We start from the raw sequence: 26,495 nt of genomic DNA on the forward strand, positions 1-26,495 counted from the left end.
TCTGGCCAATCATGAAGCAGTTACTGGATTTTCTTCCTCTTATCATTTTTTTCGCTGTCTATAAGCTATATGACATCTATGTTGCCAGCGGGGTACTGGTGGCGGCAACCGCGCTACAGTTAATTATGACTTATGCGATATACCGCAAGCTGGAAAAGCTGCATATCATCACCTTTGTGGTGGTTGCCATTTTTGGCTCTTTGACACTATTTCTGCACGACGATGTTTTCATTAAATGGAAAGTGACCATTGTCTATGCCCTGATGGCACTGGCGTTAGTTGTCAGTCAGTGGCTCAAACGCCCGGTGCTCAAATCCATGTTAGGCAACGAACTCAAAGTGGCTGACCATATCTGGACAAGAGTCACTTGGTACTGGGCCATATTTTTTGTACTGTGCAGTCTCGCCAATATTTATGTTGCCTTTCATTTAAGCCAGGCAACCTGGGTAAATTTTAAAGTGTTTGGCCTTACCGCCGTAACGCTGCTAAATACTATCGTAACAGTGTTATATCTGTTTAAACACATACCGGAAGAGCAACGGAAGGAACTCAAATAATGTGGTACATGATCTCATCACAAGACGTTGAAAATAGCCTGGAAAATCGTTTATCAGTAAGACCTGCCCACCTCGCGCGTCTGCAGTTGCTTGCCGATGACGGGCGGTTAATGGTTGCCGGTCCGCACCCAGCTGTTGATAGTGACAATCCTGGTGCGGCGGGTTTTACCGGTTCACTGGTGGTGGCTGAATTTGAATCGCTGGCAGCGGCCCAAGCCTGGGCAGATGCCGATCCTTACGTGGCGACCGGCGTTTATGCCAGTGTGATTGTTAAACCTTTCAAACCGGTCTTACCATAAATGAAGATTGTTTCTTTCAATATCAATGGGCTGCGTGCACGCTTGCACCAGCTACAAGCGTTGATTGACAGCCATCAGCCCGACATTATTGGCTTGCAGGAAACTAAGGTTCATGACGAAGCATTCCCGTATGATGCAGTGGCGGCAATGGGCTATCAGGTGCACTACCATGGTGGGAAAGCCCATTATGGGGTAGCGCTATTGTCAAAAATAGCGCCATTGCAGATCCAAAAAGGCTTTCCTAGCGATACAGAAGACGCTCAGCGCCGCTTGATAACCGGCGAGTTTATGCAGCCTAATGGCCGAACATTGACAGTTATCAACGGCTATTTCCCTCAAGGCGAAAACATTGCCCATGAAGTGAAGTATCCCGCCAAGCGTAAATTCTATGCGGATTTAATGAACTGGCTTAACACTAGCTTCAGTCCGAGCCAAGATATTGCCATCATTGGTGATATGAACATTTCCCCCATAGATCTCGATATCGGGATTGGAGCCGCCAATGCTCGCCGCTGGTTACAGACAGGCAAATGCAGTTTCCAGCCTGAAGAACGTCAATGGTTTTCAACACTGCTCGACTGGGGACTGGTTGATACGTTCAGGCAATTACACCCAGAGCGAGAACAACGCTATTCATGGTTTGATTATCGGAGTCGTGGTTTTGACGAGAATCGTGGACTGCGGATCGATACCATTCTCGCCACTGCAACATTAGCGCAGCGGCTGCAAGAAGCCGATGTTGACTATGACTTACGCGCCATGGAGAAACCATCGGATCATGCGCCGATTTGGAGCACTTTTGACTGCCGTGCCTAAGCCACACGGACAATGACAGTGACATGGTCAGCAACACAAACGCCCAGCAACATTGCTGGGCGTTTTATTATCAACAACCTGATTTAACTGCCGCAGCGCTGGATAACTTGCGGATTGGTAACCACAATGGCCGGAGTCCCGGCCGCAGCTGTCGCGGCAAATGTTGCCACCTGCGACTGCATTTCTGCGGTTGCAGCCGCCGCCATACCATCGGTCACACCGCTCACCTCTGACGGACTCACAATGGAAGTATGATGCCCTTTAGTGAAACGCACTGCACCGTGGCTACCACTGCTGTCCACACAGCTCAGCCCCAGGTTTGTGATCAGCGGCTCCGTTCCTGACAACGGAAAGCCACTCACACTGTTAGGTAACACCTGATCGGGTTTATTGTCGGCACCATCACCGACAATCTCAAGCAGATGCACCGGCAAGCCTGACGCCTGCAACATGGCCGCCTGACTGATAGGATCGCTACTGTCTATTGCGGTTTGAACCGCAAAGGCAAACGTCGGGATAAAATTTTGATATACCGTCTGTACCAGCGCGGCATATTCAGCAGAATCCTCTGTATACCCTGCTGTATTAGCCGCAGTGACTAACGCCTTAAAGGTGTCCGATGCCGTGATGTTGGCAAACAACACGGGCGAGAAGGTAGCTGAGCCAGCAAAGCTCCCGGCCAGCCCGCCACTTGGCGCAACCAGTGATACGCCTTTTATCCCGTAATAATTTGGCAAAGCACTACCACTGCTGGGATCGACCAGCCCACTGCTGGCATAAGTCGCAAAATCGGTGCCGACAATAGCGCCCAAACTTAACCCTTGTGCAGTGATCTTGTCGGCATCAAACAGCGGAGAACCACCACCAGCCACCTGTGATGCGCTCAAACCACCAATGGCTAAGCGCAAAGCGAGGTGATCCACGGTAGCCTGGCGGAAGTTGTCACGCACAGATAAGGTACTGGCGATATTCACAAATACCAGGGCATTACCATTATCAAACGCATGCGGCTTACCAATCACAGTGCCAAAAGATGGATCGGTGGCAGAGACCTCGTAGACGCCATCATTATTCGCATCATAGGAACGGGCACCATGCAGAGGCATATCCATCGCCACCAGCGCCACGCCAGCAGCAGCGTAACTGCCAGCATAAGCCAAGGCCATCTCCTTGCCGCCGCCTAAGCCGTGCATTGCGAGTGTTGTTGGCCAGCCGCTAATAGGTGCGTTAAACGTTTTACCTTGGCTCGTATAAAAAGCCGCAAGTTTGGTGGCGTTGGGCACAGTGATCAACAAGGAAACCGTCTCATAGCCCTTAATGCTGGGGATGGGATTAAAACGCGTCAGATGCCGATTCACATCCGCGTTGCTGTCATCATCCAAGGTCCAGTTTTTCCGGCAAGTAACGATGGATTGGCCAGTGCGGCACTCGGGTCTATGCCATAGCTTGTCGCCTGAGTCGCAAAATGGCTCTGACTCATGGTGCCATTTTGCAATGCCTGCAATACGGCAACCGGACTATCGCCTAGCGCCTGCCAATGGCCATCAATACCATCACAACTAGCAGATGAACAATCGCCGTATATAGGTAATCTTATTGCGGCAGTATAAACATCAGCCATATCAGCCAATACATAGGCGGTACCATCTGCCGCCGTCAGGCCCGCAGCGGTGGCCGCTGTGTACCCTGCTGGCATAGGTGGTTGCACCCACGTTGGCGCATAAGGTGAACCCGATTGCAACATCAAAAGTTTAACTGTTTCATAGACATCACTTACCGATTGGGTGGTAAATAATCCCGAATAAATAATTGTGTCACTATCAATACCGTGGCTACTGCTCAGCCCTTTTTCATAACTGTTGACCAGTGTCTGCAACATCAACTGATCGGGTGTTTCGAGTGGATGGGTTGCAATATCCATTTTCAGCAAAGCATAGGTTGTGGAAGGCGCAACGCTGCGGCCTTCAGTGTCCTTGATTAAAGTAGTTGCAGCATAAAGGTAAGAGTGGGCGGGTTTAAGCGGTTTCAGCGGGATCACGACAATATTATTGCCAGACACCTGGGTAATGAAATCTTCTCCCCAGGTCAGCTCATCCGCCACGGCGCAAGCGCTGACCGCCGTGGCGGACTGACAACTGCTATCGGTTGATAACGGCCCGCCACTGGTTGCCTCGAATAGCCGCACAGCGCCCGCCTGTGTCACCGATGAAGCCAATAAGCCTACCGCATTACCAGCGCTGTCCTTTGAGGGGGTAAAACCTATGGTAATCGCTTGCGTGGTTGACCAACCATCCAACGCGCCTAACGCCAATTGTGGATCGGTATAATCCCCGGAACTTTCCCCCGGCATGTTAAGCGTACCATCCAGCGTACCACTGAGTAGTAGGTCATTAGGCACAGGTATTGCCGAATTCGCCGGATCAAATATCAGATGTGTTTCTGGTACCAACGGTGCGGTATTGTCTTGCAGCTCATCGTAACTGTCGCCACCGCAGGCTGTGAGTCCAAATGCCGCCGTCATGGCAGCAACCACTATCAGTCTGTTCATGTTTGTAACCCCAAGTCTTGTTGTAGTAGTTTTGTTTCCCTGACAAATTGGTCACAATACCCCAAATACAGCGACCACAGAGATGAGACCTAAGTCCCAATCCTTATCAAGTTAATGCAAAATTATCGGTTTAGCTACAAAACAGAAACAAATGAAACCAAGGTATTACGCCACTAATCAGCCATTTGTTTTAAACAAAACAAACAGTCATCGGCAACACCAATCGGGTAGCGGGTTGCTGGGAAAACGGGAATTTAGTTGATGTTGGACTATCAGGCCAAAAAAGATTTACTACGCCATAAAATTATTCTGGTAACGGGGGCGGGTGATGGCATTGGCCGTACTGCTGCCATCACCTATGCGGCTCACGGCGCAACGGTCATTTTGCTGGGGCGAACGCAACAAAAACTGGAACAGGTGTATGATGCCATTGTCGCGCAAGGTAGCCCGGAGCCACTTATCATGCCGCTGGATCTCGCAACCGCGACCACGGCCGATTATCAGCATCTGGCAGACTTGATTGCGGTTCAGTTTGGCAGGCTCGATGGGTTACTGCACAATGCCGGTTTATTAGGAACACTCACACCATTGCAGCAACTTCCCATCGCAACGTTAGAGCAGCTGCTAAAGGTCAATGTGGTAGCACAACTGGCACTGACGCAACCGCTATTGCCGTTACTGCGACAAGCACCAGCCGCCTCAATCGTGTTTACCAGCAGCAGTGTTGGACGCAAAGGCCGGGCATATTGGGGCGCTTATGCTATCTCCAAATTTGCCACTGAAGGCATGATGCAGGTACTGGCAGATGAATGTGATGGCAGCACAGTGCGCAGCAACAGTATTAATCCTGGAGCGACCCGCACAGCCATGCGCGCCAACGCTTATCCAGCGGAAGACCCGCAAACACTCAAAACGGCAGAGCAACTCATGCCGCTGTATTTATATCTGATGGGTGATGACAGTCGCCACGAAAACGGCCAGCAATTTAGCGCTCAGCCAAAACCCTAAACATGCAATGAGTTTCACAAAAATCACAACAACAAGGAATCAAATAATGGCTCAGGAATCAACTTACCCCATAGGTATCCCCGGAGTTCCTTGGGGGACAAGGAAAAACAGCAATGGCGTCAAGCCCAAGTCATCCAACGTAGCTATCAGCAACAGGTGGTCGAGAAAATCCATGCGCTCACTGAGCAATTTGAGCTACTCCAATATGGCGCGCTCAGTTACGATCCTGCCCGCTATCCGTTACTCGCGCTGAAATCAAAAAACTGGGATGCGGCCAAGCCTTGTGTCTTGATCACCGGTGGCGTTCATGGTTATGAAACCTCTGGTGTTCAAGGGGCATTACTGTTTGCCAAAACCCAAGCCCCACACTATATCAACGACGTTAACCTGCTGATTGCCCCTTGCGTCAGTCCCTGGGGTTATGAAGTGATCAACCGCTGGAATCCACTGGCAATCGATCCTAACCGTTCGTTTTATGCAAATAGCCCCGCCGAAGAATCTGCTGCCTTGATGGCATTAGTCGCGGCGCAGCATGGCCCATTTTTAGCCCATATTGACTTGCACGAAACCACTGACACCGATGAAAGTGAATTCCGCCCAGCGCTGTCAGCACGCGATGGCAAAGAGTATGCGCCGGGTGAGATCCCCGATGGTTTTTATGTGGTTGATGACAGCGCGCATCCTCAGCCCGCATTTCAAAAAGCCATTATTGATGCAGTTGCTAAAGTGACACACATTGCCCCGGCGGATAAGGACGGCAATATCATCGGCTCAGCAGTGGTGCAACCTGGGGTTATCGAATATGCCCTCAAAGCATTGGGCTTATGCGCCAGTGTCAGCGGTGCGCCCTACACTTGTACCACCGAAGTGTATCCAGACAGTCCTAAAGCCACGGCAGATATCTGCAATCAAGCGCAAGTGGCTGCGGTTTGTGGCGCGCTCGATTTCTTAAAATAATATCGGGTCAACCTTGGGAGTTCGCTTACGCTGACAATAAGCGAACGCCCATGAGGGCTTCAATCCAGCGCAACCTTGGCAAAATAGATAGCGGTATGCTGCTCATGGCTGGAATAATAACTGATCAATAACTGCCGACCTTGCTGCACCACGCCTGCGTAGCTGGTATCGCCGCCAGACGGCATCTCAAGGCATTCTTTTATGGTCATCGTCTTGGTGTCAATTTCGACCACCGAGGTTCTCACTCGGTCTTCGTACAACCGAACCACCGCCAATAAACGCTCACCGTCGACCAACATCACTGGGCCGCCAATACGTTTATCAAGACTGTGCCACGACCAATCTTTGAAAGGATAATGCTCACTGATACCTAACAAGGCCGTTTGTTGGTCATCCCAAACCGGATCCCGCCGTAACAGACATACGGCACGCTGATTGACGACAAGCAGTGAAGACTCATTAACGTAACCATCCGCCTGAAACGGAACAACCCACGGTGAAAATACCGGTATTTGCCCCGCTTCAGGCAAGGCACTGCGGTATAAACGGGTGTCGCCGTCAGCTCCGGCGCGATATCCCACCGCTAGCAACGCCGCTGGCGTTACCGTTATGCGCCATAGCCAATATTTGGGGTCGCCAATATTGCCCGCCTCGGACCAGTGCAGCCCATCTGCCGATGACCAAATCACAGACTGTAACGGCGATTTGTCATGGGACACCGCCGCCCCATAAACATAAAGATAATCACCGACAACCATTAATTTGCCGTCACGTAAATCGGCTGTACTCGATTTAAAACAGGCAACACTGGACCAATGTTCGCCACCGTCACTGGAACACAGCAACCGCAACATACCATCCGGCGAGATATGCTGCGCCGCTTCCCGAAATACGCTATATAACTTTCCCTGAAACTGACATAAATCGCCAAAAGCATTATGTTCAGCAGCACACCAAATATTTTTACAAGAGATCAGCTTCATATGCGCGGTCCAGTGCAAAGGTTACTCACCATATAACACAAAAGACCGCAAAATGCGGCCTCTTATGTTGACGATGACGAGCGAGACTCGATTATCGAGTCGGTTTTCCTTGGGTAGTTTTCTGCTTGCGCACCGCACGGCGGACTTTGGCACTGCGCACTTTGGCCCGCGCGACACTGTGTTTATCCATTCCCAGCATGGAGCGAGTTTCTGGCTCTAACCCAGCGATTTGCCGCAGATAGTTCACCTGCTCTAATGGCAGTTCCATCCAACCGCCACGGGGCAAAGTTTTAGGCAACTCGATCATGCCATAACGCACCCGGATCAAACGGCTGACTTGCACTTCTACCGCTTCCCACAAGCGCCGCACTTCGCGGTTGCGGCCTTCATGTAACGCCACATGCCACCACTGGTTGATGCCTTCGCCACCGGCTGATTTGATTTGATCAAACTGTGCTGGGCCATCTTCCAGCATCACGCCAGTACGCAGTTTCTGCACCACCAGATCACTGACTTCACCAAAGGTGCGCACCGCATATTCACGCTCCACTTCGTTAGAAGGATGCATCAAGCGATTCGCCAATTCACCATCCGAGGTGAACAGCAACAAACCTGAGGTGTTAATATCCAGCCGCCCTACAGCAACCCAGCGGCTATCACGGGTACGCGGCAGTCGATCAAATACGGTTGGACGACCTTCTGGATCTTTACGGGAACAGATTTCCCCTTCCGGTTTGTGGTAAGCCAGCACGCGACAGATCACTTCGTCGGCAGACTTGAGCGATACCTGGCGACCATCGATACGTACTTTGGCGTCGGCTTCAATGCGGTCGCCCAGATTAGCAATTACACCATCGACACTCACCCGGCCTGCAGCTATCCATGCCTCCATCTCACGACGGGAGCCATGGCCAGCACGGGCCAAGATTTTCTGCAATTTTTCACTCATTAATAGACTCTTCTATGGTTTCCGGCATGGTTTTCATTCCTGAAAACACCGCCGCTAATGATTCAGCATCGGTTAATGGCGGCAAGTCCGCCAATTTATCGAGGCCGAAATAGGCCAGGAATTCCGCAGTAGTGGCAAACAACGCAGGCCGTCCCGGCACCTCTTTATGCCCCACTACGCGAACCCAGCCGCGATCAGTTAAATTTTTAATAATCTGGCTGCTGACAGCCACGCCTCGAACCGCTTCAATCTCGCCGCGGGTTACCGGTTGCTGATAAGCAATTACCGCGAGCGTTTCTAGCGTCGCCCGCGAATATTTAGGCGCTTGCTCCTGCCATAAGGTCTGCAGTATTTCACTCAGACTGTCTCGGGTCTGAAAGCGATAACCACCGGCAACATTCACCAGTTGTACACCGCGCTCCTGATATTCCAGCACCAGTTCTTCCAACACGGTTTTCAAACGCGGCAATGACACACTGAAATCCGCCAGAACTGTTTCTCGCAATGCCTTGACTGACACCGGTTTTGCCAACACAAACAGCGTAGCCTCCAACAATTGTTTCAGTTGCAAGTCATTGATTTGAGACACGTCCAGTTCTCCGTTCCGGTTAAAATGCTTTCAGATAAATTGGTGCATAAGGCTCGCTTTGCACTAACTCCACCAGCAGCCCTTTGACCAGTTCCATCAATGCCAGAAAACTCACTACCACCCCGGCACGTCCTTCGCTGATGGAAAACAGCTCGCTAAACGGGGTGTATCGCTCGCTGGAAAGCTGCGCCAGGATCTGACTCATGCGCTCCCGAGTCGATAACTGCTCTTTGCGTACCTGATGGTCGCCATAGGCTTCAACCCGTTTGAGCACTTCGCCAAAGGCTCGTGCCAGTTCCAGCAGGCTAACATCTGGTGGCACCAGCGTTGGCCGAATGGTCGCTGATGGTGCCGCGCTGGCCTGAAACACATCGCGCTGCAAGCGTGGCAGTTGATCCAACTGCATCGCCGCATCCTTGATCGTTTCATAGGCCTTTAACTGGCGGATCAACTGTGCCCGAGGATCTTCCTCTTCATCAGTTTCCAGCTCCGGCTTGGGTAGCAATAACCGCGATTTAATCTCCGCCAGTGTTGCCGCCATCACCAGATAATCGGCCGCTAGTTCCACTCTAGCGCCCTGCAACATCTCAATATATTCCAGATATTGCGAGGTAATCTGTGTCAGCGGCAGATCAACCACATCCAGTTTTTGTTTGCGGATCAGGTATAGCAACAGATCCAGCGGGCCTTCAAAGGCTTCCAGAAACACCGCCAGCGCTTCGGGCGGAATAAACAGATCAACCGGCAGTTCCTGCAGCACTTCGCCACGCACAATAGCCAGCGGTAAACTCTGCTGCACGCCTTCGGTCATCCGTTTCTCCTTGCTTGGTGGCGCATCGAGCGCGCGATTATAACGACTAATATCGGTTAAAGAAACGCCGTTATATCACCCGCACCTTCACGCACGATTTCAATGGTGTCTTCTGACATATCAATCACAGTGGTGGGCTTTTCACCGAGATAACCGCCAGCCACAATGGCATCGACCTGGTGTTCCAGTTCATCACGGATCATTTCTGGATCAGACTCGGCCACATCGTTACCGGGGAGAACCAGTGTGGTCGACATCAATGGCTCGCCAAGCGCTGCTAGCAAAGCAGACGCAATCACATTGTCTGGCACGCGAATACCAATGGTGCGTTTTTTCTCATTCTGTAACCGCCGAGGTACTTCTTTGGTTGCCTTAAAGATAAAGGTATAAGGCCCTGGGGTATTATTTTTCAGTAAGCGGAATGCCTGATTATCCACCCGTGCGTAAGTGGACAATTCTGAAAGATCGCGGCATACTAAGGTAAACTCATGGTTATCCCCCAACTGACGGATCCGGGCAATACGAGTCATGGCATCTTTGTTACCTATCATGCAACCCAAGGCATAGCCAGAATCGGTGGGATAAACGATAACACCGCCATTTTTAAGGATATTTACCGCCTGATTGATCAACCGCGGTTGAGGATTAACCTCATGCACATAAAAAAACTGACTCATTGTTTAACTGTCCATTGCTCTGTTTGCCACACCCAGTCTAACCCTTTGGGTCGGCGTAAATTTTTGCCGAGTTCTAACCAGCGACCAGGGAAATGAAAGTCACTGCCCACAGAAGCCTTCAAGCCATTGAGATTGGCTAACTGCGCTAATTGCACCAGGTCGTCTGGGGATTGCTGCCCCATAACCACTTCCATAGCTTCGCCACCGGCTTCTTTGAATTCTCGAACCAGCTTTTTCAACCATTTGCCTTTAAGTTGATAACCGCTTGGGTGTGCTAGCACGGCGATACCACCGGCGGCATGGATCGCCGCAATCGCTGTCTGCATATCGCCCCAGTTATTAGGTACATAGCCGGTTTTACCTCGGGCCAGATAGCGCTTGAATACCTTGCTGATATCATCAACTACCCCAGCGGCAACCAAATAACGGGCATAATGTCCGCGGCTGAGCGCTGCATCACCAGCCAGCATTTTAGCGCCTTCATAAGCTCCGGTAATTCCTGCTTTTTCTAGTCGTTGACCAATTTCCTGCGCCCGCAACTCTCGTAACTGCCGTTGCTGTGCCAAAAAAGCCAATAGCGGTGGATGCTCACAGTCAAATGCCAGCCCAACAATATGGATATCGTAGGCATGCCAGCGGGTAGAGATCTCTACGCCGTTCACCAGTTGCAAGGGTTGTGGCTGCTGCTGATTAAAGCGCTTGGCGGCTGCCACGCCAGCAATAGTGTCATGATCGGTGATGGCCAATACATCAACACCGTTGTTAATGGCTCTTGCCACTACATCTGATGGCGACAAAGCCCCGTCAGAGGCGGTGCTGTGGCAATGTAGATCGATACAGGTTTGTTCAGTAATCATTTGCTTATTGTACTTGAGTTTGCCGGGCAAAAGCGATTTATCTTATTAACACCCAAGATTATTTCCAAAAAATTGTGAATAATTCGTTGACATTAATTGCCGTCTGCGGTTTTCTATAGGGCAATCACTGAACAGGAATATTTCGTTATGTTTAACATCGCTTCTCTCAACATCGTATGGTGGTGGCACTCCCCTTAACGCGGGTGGTGTGAAGCGCTGTAACTAAACGAAACAGCAAGATTCAACGAAGAAGCCCGCAAAATGCGGGCTTCTTGCGTTTCTGAAGCAAGAATATCCGCAGCAGGTAAATACCAGGCAACACAGGATCAACATAATGAGCAGACTTAAGCCAATCGCCACGGTCAATTACAGCCGTAGCCCCTTACCTTACCAGGACGATCCGCTACGACTATATCAACAACTGACCGAAAACCGGCCGCATACCATGCTGCTAGAATCTGCCGAAATAGACAGCAAAGACCATCTTAAAAGTATCATTCTCACCCATGCGGCGCTAAGCATCACCTGTATGGGACAAACCGTCAGTTTCAATGCCCTTTCTGAAAATGGCGCTGCACTGTTACCCGCTATTGCCAGTTATTTCAAACCCTTAGCACAGGTCAGCGAAAGCAACCGCTTGGTGATTGTTAGCTTCAGTAAAGTGAGTGGTGAGCTGGATGAAGATGCCCGGCTCAAAGCGCTGTCACCACTTGAAGGTCTGCGCCTACTGCAACAAGGCATAGAGATGCAAGGCAGCAGTTGTTTTGAGGGGTTGTTCCTCGGTGGGGTGCTAGGTTATGACCTGATTGCCACCGTTGAGCCATTGCCTGATGTCGCAAACAGCGACAACCATTGTCCTGACTACTTATTTTATCTGGCAGAAACGCTGATCATCGTCGATCACCAACGCCAGCATGCCGAAGTGATCAGCCATGCCTTTACCAAAGACAGTCAAGTTAGCAAAAAGCTACAGCAACGAGTGGTGGAGATCACCGAGCTTTGCCAACAGCAACAGGAAATTCCCCAGCTTAAAGGGGTGCATGCTGAGGTTGAGGCTAATATCAGTGATGCTCAATATGGCGCCCAAGTTGAGCAACTTAAGGAACATATCCGTGCCGGTGATATTTTCCAGATAGTACCGTCCCGTTGTTTCAGTTTGCCCTGCCCCAACACGCTAGGAGCATACCGGGCACTGCGACTCACCAATCCCAGCCCTTATATGTTTTATCTGCGCGCCGCTGATTTCACCCTGTTTGGCGCATCGCCTGAAAGCGCGGTGAAATATGAAACCCAGAGTAACCAAGTAGAGATGTACCCCATCGCCGGCACCCGCAAACGCGGCAAAGACATTGACGGCAACATAGATGCCGATCTTGATGGCCGCATAGAACTGGAACTCAGACTCGACAAAAAGAGTTAGCCGAACACATCATGCTGGTTGATCTGGCGCGCAATGACATTGCCCGCATCAGTGCCAGTGGCAGTCGTAAAGTCTCCGACTTATTGAAAGTCGATCGTTACTCCCACGTGATGCACCTAGTCAGCCGCGTGACGGGTCAGTTACGGCAAGATCTAGATGCGCTACACGCCTATCAAGCCTGCATGAATATGGGTACTTTAGTGGGCGCGCCCAAGGTACGCGCTGCGCAACTGATCCGTGAAGTAGAGCAAAAACGCCGCGGCAGCTATGGCGGCGCAGTAGGTTACATCAACGGTTTGGGTGACATGGATACCTGTATCGTCATCCGCTCAGCCTTTGTCAGCAATGACGTTGCTTATATCCAAGCAGGTGCTGGTGTGGTGTATGACTCTGAACCACTGGCCGAAGCTGAAGAAACACGCCAAAAAGCGCAAGCCGTTATCAGCGCGATCAAAATGGGAGGCGCACTGTGAAAATCTACCTGCTGGATAATTTTGACTCTTTTACCTACAACCTAGTAGACCAATTCCGCAGCCTCGGCTTTGAAGTTGTCATCTATCGTAACGATATCAGTGCTGACTATTTAGCAACACTGATGCTCGCAGAACCTGCGCAAGCGGCACTCGTATTGTCTCCGGGGCCAGGCGCTCCGGCAGAGGCTGGCTGTATGTTGGCGCTGATAGGCAAAGTTGCCGGCAAACTTCCAATCCTAGGGATCTGCCTCGGCCATCAGGCATTAGTAGAATATTACGGCGGTACAGTTGGCCGCGCCGAACAGATTGTTCATGGCAAGGCCAGCCCAGTGACACATAATGGCCAAGGCATGTTTAGCGGACTGCCATCGCCGTTATCGGTCGCCCGTTATCACTCATTAGTAGCCACCCAAGTGCCCGATTGCCTAGAGGTTATCGCCAGTTTCGATGGCATGCCAATGGCGATACAACACCGTGAACATGCGTCTGTCGGCTTTCAGTTTCACCCAGAATCCATACTTACCACGCAAGGCAGTACGCTGTTGGTGCAAGCCCTACAGTATCTGACATCCAGCAGCAGAGAGGTCACCAATGTCTGATATACAACCATTAATGGAACAGCTTTACGCGGGTAAGTCGCTCAGTCGCAGCCAAGCTCAGGCGCTGTTTACCCCATTGATTGCAGGAGAACTCAGCGAAGCGGCCATCTCTGCACTGTTGGTTGCGCTAAAAATCAAGGGCGAAACCATTGATGAAATCAGCGGCGCAGCCGATGCCTTGTTAGCGGCGGCCAAACCTTTTCCGGTCAGTGGTAACGGCGTTATCGATATTGTTGGCACCGGCGGTGATGGCCATAACACTATCAATATATCCACAACGGCATGCTTTGTCGCGGCGGCTGCGGGGGCCAAAGTGGCCAAACATGGTAATCGTGGAGTTTCCAGCAAATCCGGGGCATCAGACCTATTGTCAGCGCTGGGAATAAAGCTCACTATGTCCCCTGAGACTGCCGCACATTGTCTCAGCGACTTAGGGATCTGTTTTCTGTTCGCGCCTCACTATCATGGCGGTGTTCGTCATGCGGTACCGGTGCGTCAGGCACTCAAAACCCGCACCTTGTTTAACGTGCTAGGCCCGTTAATAAACCCCGCTCGCCCAGATTACATGTTGCTTGGTGTTTACCGTCCAGAATTGGTGCGTCCTATTGCCGGCGTGTTACAGGCACTTGGCGTAAAACGTGCCATGGTTGTGCACGGTGCCGGTTTGGATGAAGTAGCACTTCACGGTGAAACCTTGGTTGCTGAACTAAAGGACGACAAGATAATAGAATATTGCCTTACGCCTGCCGATTTTGGTGTTGACGCCGCGACGATTGAAGCGCTGGAAGGCGGCACCCCGGCGGAGAATGCTGCCATTACCTTGGCAGTGCTCAATGGTAAAGGTACCACTGCCCAGCGCCATGCTGTTGCCATCAATGCCGCCTGCGCCCTTTATATCAGCGGGCTAGCAGAAGATGTACGAGCAGCAACAGCGCTGGCGCTGCAAACACTTGACTCTGGCCGCGGTGCTGCTTTAGTACAGCAACTGGCGGCGGGCAGTCAACGGGAGACGACGACCAATGAGTAATGTGTTAACTCGCATTGTCGACAGCAAAAAGATCATATAGCCCAACTGCAATTGCGCTTTCCTGAAGCCAGCCTGCGGCCACAAATCTCACACCGCAGTCTGTATCGCGCCCTCAGTGGACCCAAAGCCAGTTTTATTCTGGAGTGCAAAAAGGCCAGTCCGTCCAAAGGGCTGATCCGTAGTGACTTTGATCCGCAAGCCATTGCTGCGGTTTATCGTCACTATGCCAGTGCCGTGTCAGTGCTGACAGATGAACAGTTTTTCCAGGGCGATTTTGATTTTATTCCCCAGGTACGCAGCCAGATAGACCAGCCAATTTTGTGCAAAGATTTTTTATTTCGCCCTATCAGGTGAAACTGGCGGCACATCAGGGCGCTGATGCCATTCTGCTGATGTTATCCGTGTTGGATAACGTGCAATATCGGCAACTGGCCGCAGAAGCCGCTAAATACAAGCTGGATATTCTCACTGAGGTATCGAACGAAGATGAGCTGCACCGGGCAATCGCACTGAATGCGCCGCTGGTGGGGATCAACAACCGTAATCTACGGGACTTGACCACTCACATCGCTGCCACGGAAAGATTGGCACCGAAACTGCCACCGGAAATGCTAGTCATCAGCGAATCCGGCATTTATACCCATGCCGATGTCCGGCAGCTAGCCCCTTGGTGAATGGTTTTTGGTGGGCAGTTCACTGATGGCCGAGGCAGATCTGGATCTGGCCTGCCGTAAACTGATTTTCGGTCACCATAAAATCTGTGGTCTGACCCGCGATAGCGATATTCATGCTGCGGCCGATGCTGGCGCGGTATATGGCGGACTGATTTTTGCGCCACACTCTTCCCGCAAAGTCACCTTAGAACAAGCGCGTGAGCTGGCCGCCAACAACCGCCAGCAAGCGCAGCGGCTACAGCTAGTCGGTGTGTTTGTTGATGCTCCCGTGGCCGAGATGGCCACTATCGCGGCCGAGCTACAACTCAGCGCCGTGCAACTGCATGGCAGCGAAGATGACAAAATGCTGGAAAAACTGCGGCAGGCACTCGATAACGCAGGCATGACCACCACTGAGATCTGGAAAGCCATCGCCGTTAGTACCACGGAAGAGACGGTTATCTCGGCGCTACCGCAATTTGCAGACAGACTACTTTATGACAGTAAGAGTGGTGCCAGCTTTGGCGGCACAGGTAAGGTTTTTGACTGGCAACAACCGCTGCCCCGCAAGCATGAAGCAATGCTGGCCGGAGGGTTAGGGCCAGATAACGCGGCAGACGCGGCAAAACAGGGATTCTTCGGCCTGGATTTCAACTCTGGTGTTGAAGTCGCGCCGGGGATCAAAGACAGCGATAAAATTTACGACGTACTGGCAGCCGTCAGAGCGTAATCACCCGTTTGACGGCGGCAACGCCGCTGCAAGGAAATAGTATGAGCGAGATGTTACTCAACCCCTATTTTGGGGAATATGGCGGCATGTATGTGCCGCAAATCCTGATGCCGGCCCTAAAACAACTGGAACGGGCATTTGTCGAAGCACGTGAAGATAAAGCTTTTTTAGCAGAGTTTCACGACCTGCTGAAGAACTATGCCGGGCGCCCAACCGCCTTAACGCTGACCCGCAATCTGTCACCCAACCCTAAGGTGAAAATCTATCTAAAGCGGGAAGATCTGTTGCATGGTGGCGCCCATAAAACCAATCAGGTGCTGGGGCAGGCGTTGCTAGCCAAACGCATGGGCAAAAATGAAATCATCGCCGAAACCGGTGCGGGTCAACATGGGGTAGCGACTGCCCTCGCCTGCGCGTTGCTAGGACTCAAATGCCGGATTTATATGGGGGCCAAAGACGTTGAACGCCAAAGCCCCAATGTGTTCCGCATGCGTTTAATGGGCGCTGAAGTGATCCCGGTGCACGCGGGTTCCTCCACTCTGAAAGACGCCTGTAACGAAGCCATGCGTGATTGGTCCGGCAGTTATGAACGAGCCCATTACCTGTTAGGTACCGCCGCCGGACCACATCCGTTCCCGACCATTGTCAGAGAATTCCAGAAAATGATCGGCGAAGAAACCAAACGCCAAATGCTGGAAAGAGAAGGCCGTTTACCGGATGCGGTAATCGCCTGTGTGGGTGGGGGTTCCAATGCTATCGGTATGTTTGCGGATTTCATTGATGAGCCAACCGTTAAACTGATCGGGGTCGAACCCGCCGGTAAAGGCATTGAAACCCATATGCACGGTGCACCATTGCGTCACGGCAAGACCGGGATTTTCTTTGGCATGAAATCGCCTTTAATGCAGGATAAAGAGGGACAGATTGAAGAATCCTATTCCATCTCTGCTGGCCTTGATTTTCCATCTGTAGGGCCTCAACACGCCTATCTTTACGCTTCTGGACGCGCCAATTATGAATCGGCGACCGATGACGAAGCGTTGGAAGCCTTCCAGCTGTTAGCGCGACATGAAGGTATTATTCCGGCGCTGGAGTCCGCTCATGCGGTCGCTTACGCCCTGCGTTACGCCAAAGAATGCAGCGATGACACCCTCTTGGTGGTGAATCTTTCCGGTCGTGGTGACAAAGATATCTTTACCGTTTCAGACATACTGGCCGCCCGCGAAGCCAGCCAGGAGGCTTAAAATGAGCGAACGCTATCAACACTGTTTTGCCCGGCTTGCCAAAGAAAAACGCGGCGCCTTTGTGCCTTTCGTGACGCTGGGGGATCCCAATCCTGAGCAGTCGCTGGCAATTGTCGACACACTTATTGCCAACGGTGCCGATTGTCTGGAACTGGGCTTTCCGTTTTCAGATCCGCTGGCCGATGGCCCGGTGATCCAAGGCGCAAACCTGCGTGCACTCCACAATGGCACCACCCCTAGCCGCTGTTTTGAAATGATCAGTCAAATCCGCGCTAAACACCCAGACACTCCCATTGGTCTGTTGCTTTATGCCAATCTGGTGTATGCCAATGGGGTACTGAATTTTTATCAGCGCGCCAAAGCCGCAGGTATCGATTCGGTATTGGTTGCCGATGTACCCGTCGAAGAATCCGCCCCTTTGTTACGGCGGCCAAGAGTGTTGGCATTGCCCCTATCTTTATCGCGCCACCGAATGCCGATGCCGATACCTTGACCCAAGTTGCCAACAATGGCGAAGGCTACACTTACTTGCTATCACGTGCTGGCGTTACTGGCGCAGATAACGCCGCAGGCATGCCGATACATGAAATTCTGGATATGTTGAAGCAATTTGACGCACCACCGCCACTGCTGGGCTTTGGTATTGCCGAGCCTGCACAGGTAACCGCGGCCATTGAGGCCGGTGCGGCGGGTGCGATCTCCGGCTCTGCGATAGTCAAGATTATTGCGGCCAACCTAGATAACCCTAAGGTGATGCTGGAAAAACTTGGGGCATTTGTGAAAGCGATGAAAGCCGCCGCCTGAACACTCAGCGCGCAATAACAACCGCAAAGGGCAGGATGATTCCTGCCTTTTTCATTTGCCATAAGCCCACGCCTTTTATGCACAAATACCATAAAAAAATTATGGTTTTGTCCTTGAAAAATCATCCTGCGCTACCATATTACTAAGCAGGTAATCGAGAATTACCGCAATGTTGAATCAACTTGGGATAACAACACATAAGGAGGTCATATGAAATTACGTCCTTGGAATCCTGCAGAAGAATTCGACAACCTGTTCAGCCGCTTTGGCTCTTTGGTGAACTGGCCTAGCCCATTTATGGCAGGCGAACGCCATTGGTTGCCGGCAACAGATATCAGCGAAAATGCTAACAATTATCTGTTGAAAGTAGAGTTACCGGAAATGAAGAAAGAAGATATCAGCCTCAACATTGAAGATGGCTGTCTGGTACTCAGCGGTGAACGTAAGCATGAACATACAGATGACAAACAGCATCTGACCGAACGTTATTACGGCCAGTTTGTCCGTCGCTTTCAGTTGCCGGACAATGTGGACGAAAATGCCATTGATGCGAAGTTCAACGATGGCATGCTGTATCTGACATTGCCGAAAACTGCAGTGAAAGCCGATACCAAACATCAGATTGATATCCACTAAGTTTAGCTCTTCCCAACCTGTCGCCACCTCTAACGAGGTGGCTTTTTTTATATTTCAATTCAGTTAACGGTTACAAAATAACAATATTTACCCATAGTAATTTACAATGCTGATGCCAAAGCTTTTTTCCTGAACCCAACCCAGTCATGGCATTTCTTTGTGACAAAAATGTGCTAGATTCTGGCGTACTGATTTTTATGCAGATTATGGCGAAAGTTGCCTAGACTGCACCTCCACAGGTTTGGTCATTACCTGTAACCTATAGCGTAAGGAACCCGCCCAGGCGGGAAATACCGGAAAGTTACCTAACTCAGAGTCTGCTTATGCAATTCAACTTATTGTCTGCAAAAGAAAGTATGGAAAATCTACGGTTCATCGACCGTACAGGCCAAAACAGCACAGCGCCAGGCCGACGGCAGCGGGCGCTAAAATTTACCCGCAGTATATTAATGTCCTGTGGTGTGCTGCTGAGTTTATCGGCTTGCGCCGTTGGTGTGCAGCATCCCCACCAGCAGATGAAAATTTTAGCTATGCCTGGCTCAAGGGCCATGCTCGCAATCTGGCAACACAGCCCTATGTCAGCCACAAAGGCGAACTGCCAGAAAGTCTTAAACATCTGGACTGGGATGATTATCAACAACTGCATTTCAAGAAAAAGGCGGCGCTGTGGCGCAACGACGAGGTGAATTTCCGAGTCGAGCTGTTCCACCTTGGCTTGTATTTTGATACGCCGGTACAGATGTACGAACTGCAAGATGGCAAAGCCTCGCCTATCAAGTATTCATCGGCAATGTTCGACTACGGCAAGTCCAAGGTTGACGGTAAAGCCCTTCCGAAAGATCTTGGTTTTGCCGGGTTCAGAATGCAGTTTCACACTGACTGGGAACGCGATGTTATCGCCTTCCTTGGCGCCAGTTATTTTCGGGCTGTCGGTCAGGAGATGCAGTATGGGCTTTCTGCTCGGGGATTGGCCGTAGATACCGCGATGGATCACCCAGAAGAGTTCCCGATGTTTACGGACTTCTGGCTGGAGCATCCTAAAAATAATGCGGATGTGACCACTGTTTATGCCTTGATGGATTCCCCCAGTGTCACCGGTGCCTATCGGTTTGATATCCAGCCCGGAGCCAGATTAAAGATAAAAGTTGATGCGGCTATCTATCCCCGTAAAGCCATCGAGCGGCTTGGTGTTGCCCCATTAACCAGTATGTATATGGTTGGCGAAAACGATCGCCGTACTGACTATGATTGGCGCCCAGAGATCCATGACTCGGATGGTCTGGCAATGCACACAGGCACTGGTGAATGGATCTGGCGTCCGTTAAATAATCCGGCTGAATTACGCTTTAACGCCTATAGCGATGACAATCCTAAGGGCTTTGGTCTGTTGCAACGTGACCGCAACTTTGATCATTATCAGGACGACGGCGTCTTCTATGAAAAACGTCCGAGTCTATGGATTGAACCCACCAGCAACTGGGGCAAAGGTTCTGTACAACTGGTGGAAATCCCGACCTTGGATGAAACCTTCGATAACATAGTGGCATTCTGGAATCCGGCACAACCGGTAGAAGCCGGTCAGGAACTATTGTTCAGCTACAACATGTATTGGGGGGCGTAGCGCCCCAACAATCGCCCAAAGCGAGGGTGGTGGATACCTTCACCGGTATTGGTGGCGTGATAGGCAAAAAACGCCCTTATTACAGTAAGCGTTTCGTGGTGGATTTTGCCGGGGGCTCGCTGCCAATGCTCAGTAAGGATGCCGAAGTGAAAGCGGTGATTTCAGTGTCTCGAGGCCGTACAGAAATTGAATCCGCAAGACCACTACATGCTATTGATGGTTATCGCGCCATGTTTGATCTGGTGCCGCCAGACGACAGCACAGATCCTATCAATATTCGCCTGTATCTGGAGGCGGATGGACAACCCTTGTCAGAAACCTGGCTGTATCAATGGAATCCGCCGCCAAAAGATCAGCGGCAACTGCATAACGCAGGTCATCTGAAATAAATATTACGCCGGCATTTGCCGGCGTTGTTTTAAGCGGTTGCCGTTAACAAGGCGTGCCCATAGGAGTTATCAATCACACACAACCATTGTCCGTCAATCAGCCGGAACACGTAGGTCGCTTGCCGCTCAGTTGCTGGCAGGTTATTCGCACTCACCATTGTTCGTGCTAACGCCAGCACAGTATCTCCCGCAGGCAGCAACACCATTCCGGCCTGTGTGACTTGTAATGAATGCTCAAAATAGCCGGCGATGGCTTCAAAGGCTTTACGGATCTGGGCCTTACCAATGGCGTTCATACCGGGTTTAACCACTAGTAACGCATCTGCTGCATAAAACTGCATCAAGGTATCAAAATCTTCGGCCATTATCGCCTTATCCGCCTGTGCAATCTGTTGTTCAACCGGATGTTGAGCCACGGCAATCTCCATTAATTAAGCAGACTCATTGTTGCAACATATTAACGGCAAGGCTTGTAATAGCACAAATCTCTGGCAGTACGCTCGGTGCCACACAAATGCTCCCCTTAACTCTCCGTTAAGAATACCAAGGCTAGATTCACTATAACGCTCAAGCAGACTGTAGTTTATCCAGCATAGGCTGCGCCGTGGATAGCACGCGATAAGTGGGTAATGAAAGAGCAAATGCGCTCACTAACGGAAGGCATCATCATGAAAACAGGATTAGTTATCAGTGGATTATTGCTGTGCTGCTGTCAGGCGCATGCCAACGGCAATTCAAGTTTAAACAGTGAACTGGGGCATTTTGCGGGTGGTCTGTTCACTGCGGGTGCAGTCACCGCGTTAAGTGGTCATTATTTACCGCAACAGGATCGTGCCCAGAATGGCTTCTGGCTGCCAACCGCCGTCAGTACGTTGGAAGAGTTTCGTGAATTTGCCGTGGGTGATAATACCGCCGGGGAAGCCTTGCTTGATGCCAGTTGTTTTGCTGTCGGGGCGCTGATTGGCAGTTATAGCACGGATCACTATCTACTCACTCCCACAGTCCATAAAGATGGTGAAACAGGGCATTATTTTGGCGTTAATTTGGCATTGCGTTTTTAAATGGCAAGAATGCTTTCTCATCGCACTTTTATGATGGAAGCGCCGCACGACCAATACCAGCCAGTCAGCAGAACCTCGCAGACTTAATGGGGAGACCTTGTGATGAATAGCACAACCCAAGCAACACTGATCAAAGTCCCTGCGGTGACTTTGGGGTTCTGGATCATTAAGATTCTGGCGACGACCCTCGGCGAAACCGGGGGCGATGCTGTTTCCATGTCGATGGCTCTGGGCTATCTCATTAGCAGTGCCCTGTTTATGTTGCTGTTCGTCGCTATGGTGCTATGGCAGATCCGGGCTACGGATTTTCAGCCGTTGCGCTATTGGGCCACCATTCTGGCATCAACTACCGTGGGCACCACCTTAGCCGATTTTGCTACCCGCTCACTGGGTATTGGTTATGGCGGTGGGAGCTTGTTGCTACTCACCTTGTTAGGACTTACGTTATTTTGCTGGCAACGACTACTCGGAACGATTGATATTACCTCTGTCAGCAACACGAAGGCGCAGCTTTTCTATTGGTTGACCATCATGTTTTCACAGACACTGGGCACAGCCCTTGGTGACTGGACAGCAGATAGTACCGATTTAGGGTATCTGTTTGCTGCCGGAGTTTTCAGTGGCTTATTACTGTTCATTGTGTTGCTGGCCTATTTCAGTCACATATCGCGTACCGCATTATTCTGGGCCGCATTTGTACTGACACGCCCGTTAGGTGCGGTTGTCGGAGATTTCCTAGATAAACCACTGGCCCAGGGAGGGCTGGAACTCAGCCGCTATTCAGCCTCTGCGGCGTTATTAACCAGTATGCTGTTACTCATTATCCTGCTGCCACAACGAGCAGCCTTGAAGACGCATTGACCCAAGCGCAGTTTTAGTCGGCATACGTGGTGAAACTTCCGCCGCCGGTCACTCTGGCAAGCTGATAACCATGTTATTTCAGTAATACCCTGAAAATACCGAGAGCAAAACCACTATCCCAGCCGTTTATGGAAGCGCTTTGAAGCGATCAATACGCCAACGCAGGTAAAACCCAATAACCACAGTGCATCTTTGCCCAATGACATGACCTCTGCTTGACGCAGTACCACACCGCGCACCATCCGCATAAAATGGGTCGCTGGCAGCGCCTCAGCAATCCACTGTGCCGCTTGCGGCATCGCCTCATAGGGGAACATAAAACCCGATAACAGAATTGATGGCATCAGCACAAATACCGTCATCTGCATCGCTTGCAACTGGGTCTGGGCAATGGTGCTGATCACCAGTCCTAGCGTCAGACTGGCGCAGATAAACAGCAGTGACGCCAATAACAAGGAATCGAGTCCACCACGGATCGGCACGGCGAAAACCCAATGACCGACACTGAGAATGATAGCCACCTGGATTAACCCCACCAGCACATACGGAATGATTTTACCTAACATCAGTTCTAATGGTTTTACTGGCGTAGCAATCAGAAATTCCATATTGCCATGCTCGCGTTCGCGCACAATGGCGGCAGACGTAAACATAATCATGGTCATGGTCAGTATCACCGCCAGCAGTCCTGGCACAATATTCACCACGGAACGCTGCTCAGGGTTAAAGTACTCCACCACTTCAAATGTTGGCACCACGGCACTGACGCTCCGGTTAGCCACTTCATCTAATGGCATGGTACGAAGTGCTCGGATGGTGGCGGCCACCATGGTATCTGAGCCGTCCACCAACCATTGAGCAACGGGGCGGGTCAGCGCCGAACGTTCCCGCCGACTGTCAAATGCCGGATGATTGACTAAACGCTCGCCAAAATCTGCTGGCAGATATAACACGGCTTTCACTTCACCATTGGTGATCGCTCGTTCTGCCGCAGCAGCGGAGCGGTAGCTGTGGCTAAAATCCACCACTTGCGAGGCGGATAATGCCTGCAATAATGCCCGGCTGTAACTGTTCTGACTGAGGTCAACAACCCCGCTGGCACATGACGCACATCGGTATTGATGGCATAGCCAAACAGCACCAGTTGTAACAGTGGGATCATCACTATCATGCCGAAGGTCATGCGATCACGCGCCAGCTGTTTCAACTCCTTGGTGATGATAGCCAGTAATCTAGCCCACATGGCGGCCTCCGGTACAAGTCACGAACACATCTTCCAGACTGGGGCGAACTATCTCCAATTGATGTGCCACGCACCAAGGCCGCAACAGGCCAAGTGGATCTTGTTGCTGATCTTTCACCAGCACCCGCAAACGGCTGCCTGCCTGTGATGCCGAAATAACCGCAGCTTGGGCAGTCAGTTGCTGTTTAAGCTGACGCAGCCCCTCACCACTAACTTCAATAACCGTAGCCCCCATCGACTGCATCAACTCTCTGGGCGTACCATCGGCGCGTTTGATGCCGTGCTCCATAATCGCCAAGCGGTGACAGCGCTCTGCTTCATCCATGTAATGGGTAGACACCAAAATGGTGGTGCCTGCGGCACAGAGATCAAACAGTTGCTCCCAGAAATCACGGCGGTTTTGTGGATCAACCGCGGAGGTCGGTTCATCAAGAAACAGCAGTTCTGGACGATGTAACGTCGCGCAGGCCAGCGCCAAGCGTTGCTTCTGCCCACCGCTCATCGTGCCTGCCAGCTGTTGCTGCCGGGGCGCCAGCCCATACTGCTGCAACAATTCATCAATTCGGTCACGACCTTGCCGCCCCTTGACGCCATAAATCGCGGCAACAAACTTAAGATTTTCCAGTACTGACAAGTTGTCATACAGTGAGAACTTCTGTGTCATGTAACCGATGCGACTTTTGAGCGACTCTTCATGACCTCGCAGCCTTTGCCCCAACACAGTTACCTCGCCAGCACTGGGTTCCAGTAAGCCAGTCAGCAGCCGAATTGCAGTAGACTTGCCGCAGCCGTTGGGGCCAAGAAAGCCATAGATAGTGCCTTTGGCAATGGTCAGATCCAACTGATTGACGGCCACCAGCTCACCAAAGCGCCGGGTTAATCCTTTGGCACTAATGGCCACCTCAGTTGCAGGAGAGATCGCGGCTTCGGTCATGGTAATCGCACCTCCAGCGCGATCCCCACAGGTAGGCTAGCAGCGCCTGGTAAATCAATATCAGTGAGATACATCAGCCGCGCCCGGTCCCGCTCATTCAGCGCAAAATAGGGCGTGAAGGCTGGCTGACTGCGAATATTGCTGACGGTGCCGCTAAACGGTTGCGAGTAACCATCCAGCCACACCTGCACTTTCGCGCCACGATGTACCTGTGCCAAGGCCGTTTGCGGCAGATACACCCGCGCATAGGCGCGATCGGACGCCAATAAGGTCACCAATTGCACCCCTGCGGCAACCCGATCGCCGCTTTTCCACGGCAGAATGTCCACTTCGCCATCCCGCGGTGCTTTAAGGCTAAGATCGGCCAACGATTTTTCAGCCGCAGCCAAAGCCGCGGCCGCTTCATCAACCTGAGCCTGGGCTTGAGCTAGTTGCTCACTGCGGGTTCCGTTTTTCAATTCTAGCCACTGCTGCTGCGCCTGTTCGGTAAGTGCCTGAGTCTGGTTTTTCAGAGCGGTGGCTGAGTCCAGCTCTGCTTTACCTATCATTTGTGCGTGATACAACTCCTGTGCGCGGCGATATTGCTTGGCGGCATCCTCCGCTTGTGCTTTGGCCGCCTGCATTGCCGCTTCAGCCGCCGCCAATTGTTCATTTCTGGCACCTGTTTGTAACTCCAGCAGTTTCGCTCTGGCCTGTTCCAAGCTGGCGCGCCGTTGCGCCACGACTGCGCTGGCACTGCGATTATCCAGTTGCAATAACAACTCACCCGCGTGTACCTGCTGCCCTTCGGTCACCATAATGGCGCTGATCTGTTCCGCTACCGGTGCCGATAACACCATCCGGTCTCGTTCCAGCGTTCCCATGGCGCGCCCATCCTCGCCACCCGAACAAGCCCCCAAAAACAGTAACACCAACCACCAACTATTTTTGTAATTCATGATTCACTCCCAGTTCGCTGGGTGGCAGATTATCTGAATTGAATAAGCCTTCACGCATCACAATCCGGTTATGATTGAGCAGTTTCGTCAGCCACTTATCGGTTAATTCAAAGTCAAATTCCTGCATCAGTAGTTTGGGCGCGATCAGCGGGAACACCATCAGGCTGAGAAAACTGAGGCGGACAAGTTGTGGCTCCAGTGTGGGGTTTAGTTGTCCGCGTGCGGCCAGTTGCTGCACCCAACCAGAAGCGTTGCCCAGCATTTCGCTAAATACCCCGGCCAGAATCGAAAACACCTCATTGTTGTGCTGATTATTCAGCACCTGAAAAATGAGTCGCGGTAAAGCCGGATTTGCGGCCATCATCTGGTAGTAAGCCTGCATCAGCTCCTCTGGCGAATGCAGTTCACAGCTGAGATTGTGTTTAAGTATCTGTGCTACCGGCGCGATGGTTTCTCGCACCATGGTTTCAAACAAACCCGCCTTGGAACCAAAGTAATAGCGGATCATGGCGGCATCCACCTTGGCCCGTCTAGCAAGTTCGCGAATTGACACCCGTTCATAGGCATTGTGTAAAAAGCACGCTCTGGCAGCATTGACCAATGCGGCACGGGTTTGTGGATCACCTTTGGGTCTTCCCGGTTTGGCTGGCATGGTGTACTCCTTAAATTCATCTACTGATGAATATAGCCAACAACACCGGATTAGGCAGGGACTTTAATTCAGCAAGAACAATCATGATGTAGAATTGCTGTAAACAAAAACGGCCATCGCAGCATGGCTGCCGATGACCGCTAAACACATTTAAACGCG

Annotated in this window: 24 protein-coding genes and 5 pseudogenes; 17 read left to right on the top strand and 12 right to left on the bottom strand. The window is 51.4% G+C overall.

Going from position 1 to position 26,495, the window contains the following annotated elements; translation table 11 throughout:
* Positions 1-11 precede the first annotated feature (11 nt).
* Genes KHX94_RS01235 through xthA form a run of 3 tightly spaced genes read left to right on the top strand, consistent with a single transcriptional unit; the run spans position 12 to position 1,672 of the window.
* The gene (locus KHX94_RS01235) at positions 12-557 is read left to right on the top strand and encodes a septation protein A (RefSeq protein ID WP_213682071.1); all 546 of its coding nucleotides are present in this window, start codon (positions 12-14) and stop codon (positions 555-557) included.
* Positions 557-856, top strand: a complete 300-nt coding sequence (locus KHX94_RS01240; protein ID WP_213682072.1) for a YciI family protein — start codon at positions 557-559, stop codon at positions 854-856. Before KHX94_RS01235 ends, KHX94_RS01240 begins: the two co-directional genes overlap by 1 nt.
* The gene (xthA, locus tag KHX94_RS01245) at positions 857-1,672 is read left to right on the top strand and encodes an exodeoxyribonuclease III (RefSeq protein ID WP_213682073.1); all 816 of its coding nucleotides are present in this window, start codon (positions 857-859) and stop codon (positions 1,670-1,672) included.
* Positions 1,673-1,755: 83 nt separating this feature from the next.
* Here the strand turns inward: xthA and KHX94_RS01250 are convergent.
* Positions 1,756-4,220, bottom strand: a pseudogene (locus KHX94_RS01250) (VolA/Pla-1 family phospholipase).
* A 261-nt stretch (positions 4,221-4,481) separates the two neighbouring features.
* Between KHX94_RS01250 and KHX94_RS01255 the strand changes: the two are divergent.
* A complete protein-coding gene (locus tag KHX94_RS01255; RefSeq protein ID WP_213682074.1) occupies positions 4,482-5,228 on the top strand; it encodes a YciK family oxidoreductase in 747 nt (248 codons plus the stop codon).
* A gap of 46 nt (positions 5,229-5,274) precedes the next feature.
* Positions 5,275-6,185 (top strand): annotated as a pseudogene (locus tag KHX94_RS01260) (M14 family metallopeptidase).
* 59 nt (positions 6,186-6,244) lie between these two features.
* Here the strand turns inward: KHX94_RS01260 and KHX94_RS01265 are convergent.
* From KHX94_RS01265 to rnm, 6 genes are all read right to left on the bottom strand, one after another.
* Entirely contained in the window at positions 6,245-7,168 is a 924-nt protein-coding gene (locus tag KHX94_RS01265) for an exo-alpha-sialidase (RefSeq protein WP_213682076.1), read from the bottom strand.
* A 91-nt stretch (positions 7,169-7,259) separates the two neighbouring features.
* Complete coding sequence (gene rluB, locus KHX94_RS01270; RefSeq protein WP_213682077.1) at positions 7,260-8,117, bottom strand: 23S rRNA pseudouridine(2605) synthase RluB; 858 nt, start codon at positions 8,115-8,117, stop codon at positions 7,260-7,262.
* A complete protein-coding gene (scpB, locus tag KHX94_RS01275; protein ID WP_213682078.1) occupies positions 8,110-8,706 on the bottom strand; it encodes an SMC-Scp complex subunit ScpB in 597 nt (198 codons plus the stop codon). Before scpB ends, rluB begins: the two co-directional genes overlap by 8 nt.
* Before the next feature lie 19 nt (positions 8,707-8,725).
* Complete coding sequence (locus KHX94_RS01280; protein ID WP_213682079.1) at positions 8,726-9,517, bottom strand: segregation and condensation protein A; 792 nt, start codon at positions 9,515-9,517, stop codon at positions 8,726-8,728.
* Positions 9,518-9,573: 56 nt separating this feature from the next.
* Entirely contained in the window at positions 9,574-10,194 is a 621-nt protein-coding gene (locus KHX94_RS01285; RefSeq protein WP_213682080.1) for an L-threonylcarbamoyladenylate synthase, read from the bottom strand.
* Positions 10,191-11,051, bottom strand: a complete 861-nt coding sequence (gene rnm, locus KHX94_RS01290; protein ID WP_213682081.1) for an RNase RNM — start codon at positions 11,049-11,051, stop codon at positions 10,191-10,193. Before rnm ends, KHX94_RS01285 begins: the two co-directional genes overlap by 4 nt.
* 334 nt (positions 11,052-11,385) lie before the next feature.
* Between rnm and KHX94_RS01295 the strand changes: the two genes are divergently transcribed.
* The 10 genes and pseudogenes from KHX94_RS01295 to KHX94_RS20905 all read left to right on the top strand — a co-directional run bounded on the left by KHX94_RS01295 (position 11,386) and on the right by KHX94_RS20905 (position 20,647).
* Positions 11,386-12,471, top strand: a complete 1,086-nt coding sequence (locus tag KHX94_RS01295) for a chorismate-binding protein (protein WP_425314034.1) — start codon at positions 11,386-11,388, stop codon at positions 12,469-12,471.
* An 11-nt stretch (positions 12,472-12,482) separates the two neighbouring features.
* A complete protein-coding gene (locus KHX94_RS21640) occupies positions 12,483-12,944 on the top strand; it encodes a chorismate-binding protein (RefSeq protein WP_425314035.1) in 462 nt (153 codons plus the stop codon).
* A complete protein-coding gene (locus KHX94_RS01300; RefSeq protein WP_213682082.1) occupies positions 12,941-13,543 on the top strand; it encodes an aminodeoxychorismate/anthranilate synthase component II in 603 nt (200 codons plus the stop codon). The genes KHX94_RS21640 and KHX94_RS01300 overlap by 4 nt, the downstream gene beginning before the upstream one ends.
* Positions 13,536-14,570 (top strand): anthranilate phosphoribosyltransferase, encoded by a 1,035-nt coding sequence (gene trpD, locus KHX94_RS01305; protein ID WP_213682083.1) that lies wholly within the window; start codon positions 13,536-13,538, stop codon positions 14,568-14,570. The genes KHX94_RS01300 and trpD overlap by 8 nt, the downstream gene beginning before the upstream one ends.
* Positions 14,563-15,953 (top strand): annotated as a pseudogene (gene trpCF / locus KHX94_RS01310) (bifunctional indole-3-glycerol-phosphate synthase TrpC/phosphoribosylanthranilate isomerase TrpF). Before trpD ends, trpCF begins: the two are co-directional and overlap by 8 nt.
* A 41-nt stretch (positions 15,954-15,994) precedes the next feature.
* Positions 15,995-17,197: a tryptophan synthase subunit beta gene (trpB, locus tag KHX94_RS01315; RefSeq protein WP_213682084.1), complete on the top strand. Its 1,203-nt coding sequence runs from the start codon at positions 15,995-15,997 to the stop codon at positions 17,195-17,197.
* 1 nt (position 17,198) lies between these two features.
* Positions 17,199-18,001: pseudogene (gene trpA, locus KHX94_RS01320) on the top strand (tryptophan synthase subunit alpha).
* A gap of 210 nt (positions 18,002-18,211) precedes the next feature.
* Positions 18,212-18,637, top strand: coding sequence for an Hsp20/alpha crystallin family protein (locus KHX94_RS01325; protein WP_213682085.1), 426 nt, complete (start codon positions 18,212-18,214; stop codon positions 18,635-18,637).
* Positions 18,638-19,118: 481 nt separating this feature from the next.
* A complete protein-coding gene (locus KHX94_RS01330) occupies positions 19,119-20,258 on the top strand; it encodes an OpgD/OpgG family glucan biosynthesis protein (protein WP_280529602.1) in 1,140 nt (379 codons plus the stop codon).
* The gene (locus KHX94_RS20905; RefSeq protein ID WP_280529603.1) at positions 20,246-20,647 is read left to right on the top strand and encodes a glucan biosynthesis protein; all 402 of its coding nucleotides are present in this window, start codon (positions 20,246-20,248) and stop codon (positions 20,645-20,647) included. Before KHX94_RS01330 ends, KHX94_RS20905 begins: the two co-directional genes overlap by 13 nt.
* A 29-nt stretch (positions 20,648-20,676) precedes the next feature.
* Here KHX94_RS20905 and KHX94_RS01335 read toward each other — a convergent pair whose 3' ends face one another.
* Positions 20,677-21,063, bottom strand: a complete 387-nt coding sequence (locus tag KHX94_RS01335) for a YybH family protein (RefSeq protein WP_213682086.1) — start codon at positions 21,061-21,063, stop codon at positions 20,677-20,679.
* 252 nt (positions 21,064-21,315) lie between these two features.
* Here KHX94_RS01335 and KHX94_RS01340 point away from each other — a divergent pair, with 252 nt between their 5' ends.
* Together KHX94_RS01340 and KHX94_RS01345 are read left to right on the top strand one after the other, a co-directional pair.
* Complete coding sequence (locus KHX94_RS01340; protein ID WP_213682087.1) at positions 21,316-21,708, top strand: hypothetical protein; 393 nt, start codon at positions 21,316-21,318, stop codon at positions 21,706-21,708.
* 102 nt (positions 21,709-21,810) lie between these two features.
* A complete protein-coding gene (locus KHX94_RS01345; RefSeq protein WP_213682088.1) occupies positions 21,811-22,569 on the top strand; it encodes a COG4705 family protein in 759 nt (252 codons plus the stop codon).
* Positions 22,570-22,682: 113 nt separating this feature from the next.
* Here KHX94_RS01345 and KHX94_RS01350 read toward each other — a convergent pair.
* From KHX94_RS01350 to KHX94_RS01365, 4 genes and pseudogenes are all read right to left on the bottom strand, one after another.
* Positions 22,683-23,812, bottom strand: a pseudogene (locus KHX94_RS01350) (ABC transporter permease).
* Complete coding sequence (locus tag KHX94_RS01355; RefSeq protein WP_213682089.1) at positions 23,802-24,746, bottom strand: ABC transporter ATP-binding protein; 945 nt, start codon at positions 24,744-24,746, stop codon at positions 23,802-23,804. The pseudogene KHX94_RS01350 and the gene KHX94_RS01355 overlap by 11 nt, the downstream one beginning before the upstream one ends.
* Entirely contained in the window at positions 24,743-25,684 is a 942-nt protein-coding gene (locus KHX94_RS01360; RefSeq protein ID WP_213682090.1) for an HlyD family secretion protein, read from the bottom strand. Before KHX94_RS01360 ends, KHX94_RS01355 begins: the two co-directional genes overlap by 4 nt.
* Positions 25,668-26,336 (bottom strand): TetR/AcrR family transcriptional regulator, encoded by a 669-nt coding sequence (locus KHX94_RS01365; protein WP_213682091.1) that lies wholly within the window; start codon positions 26,334-26,336, stop codon positions 25,668-25,670. Before KHX94_RS01365 ends, KHX94_RS01360 begins: the two co-directional genes overlap by 17 nt.
* Between the last annotated feature and the right edge of the window lie 159 nt (positions 26,337-26,495).

This window comes from Shewanella dokdonensis (assembly GCF_018394335.1).
In the GTDB taxonomy this organism is placed as follows: Bacteria; Pseudomonadota; Gammaproteobacteria; order Enterobacterales; family Shewanellaceae; genus Shewanella; species Shewanella dokdonensis.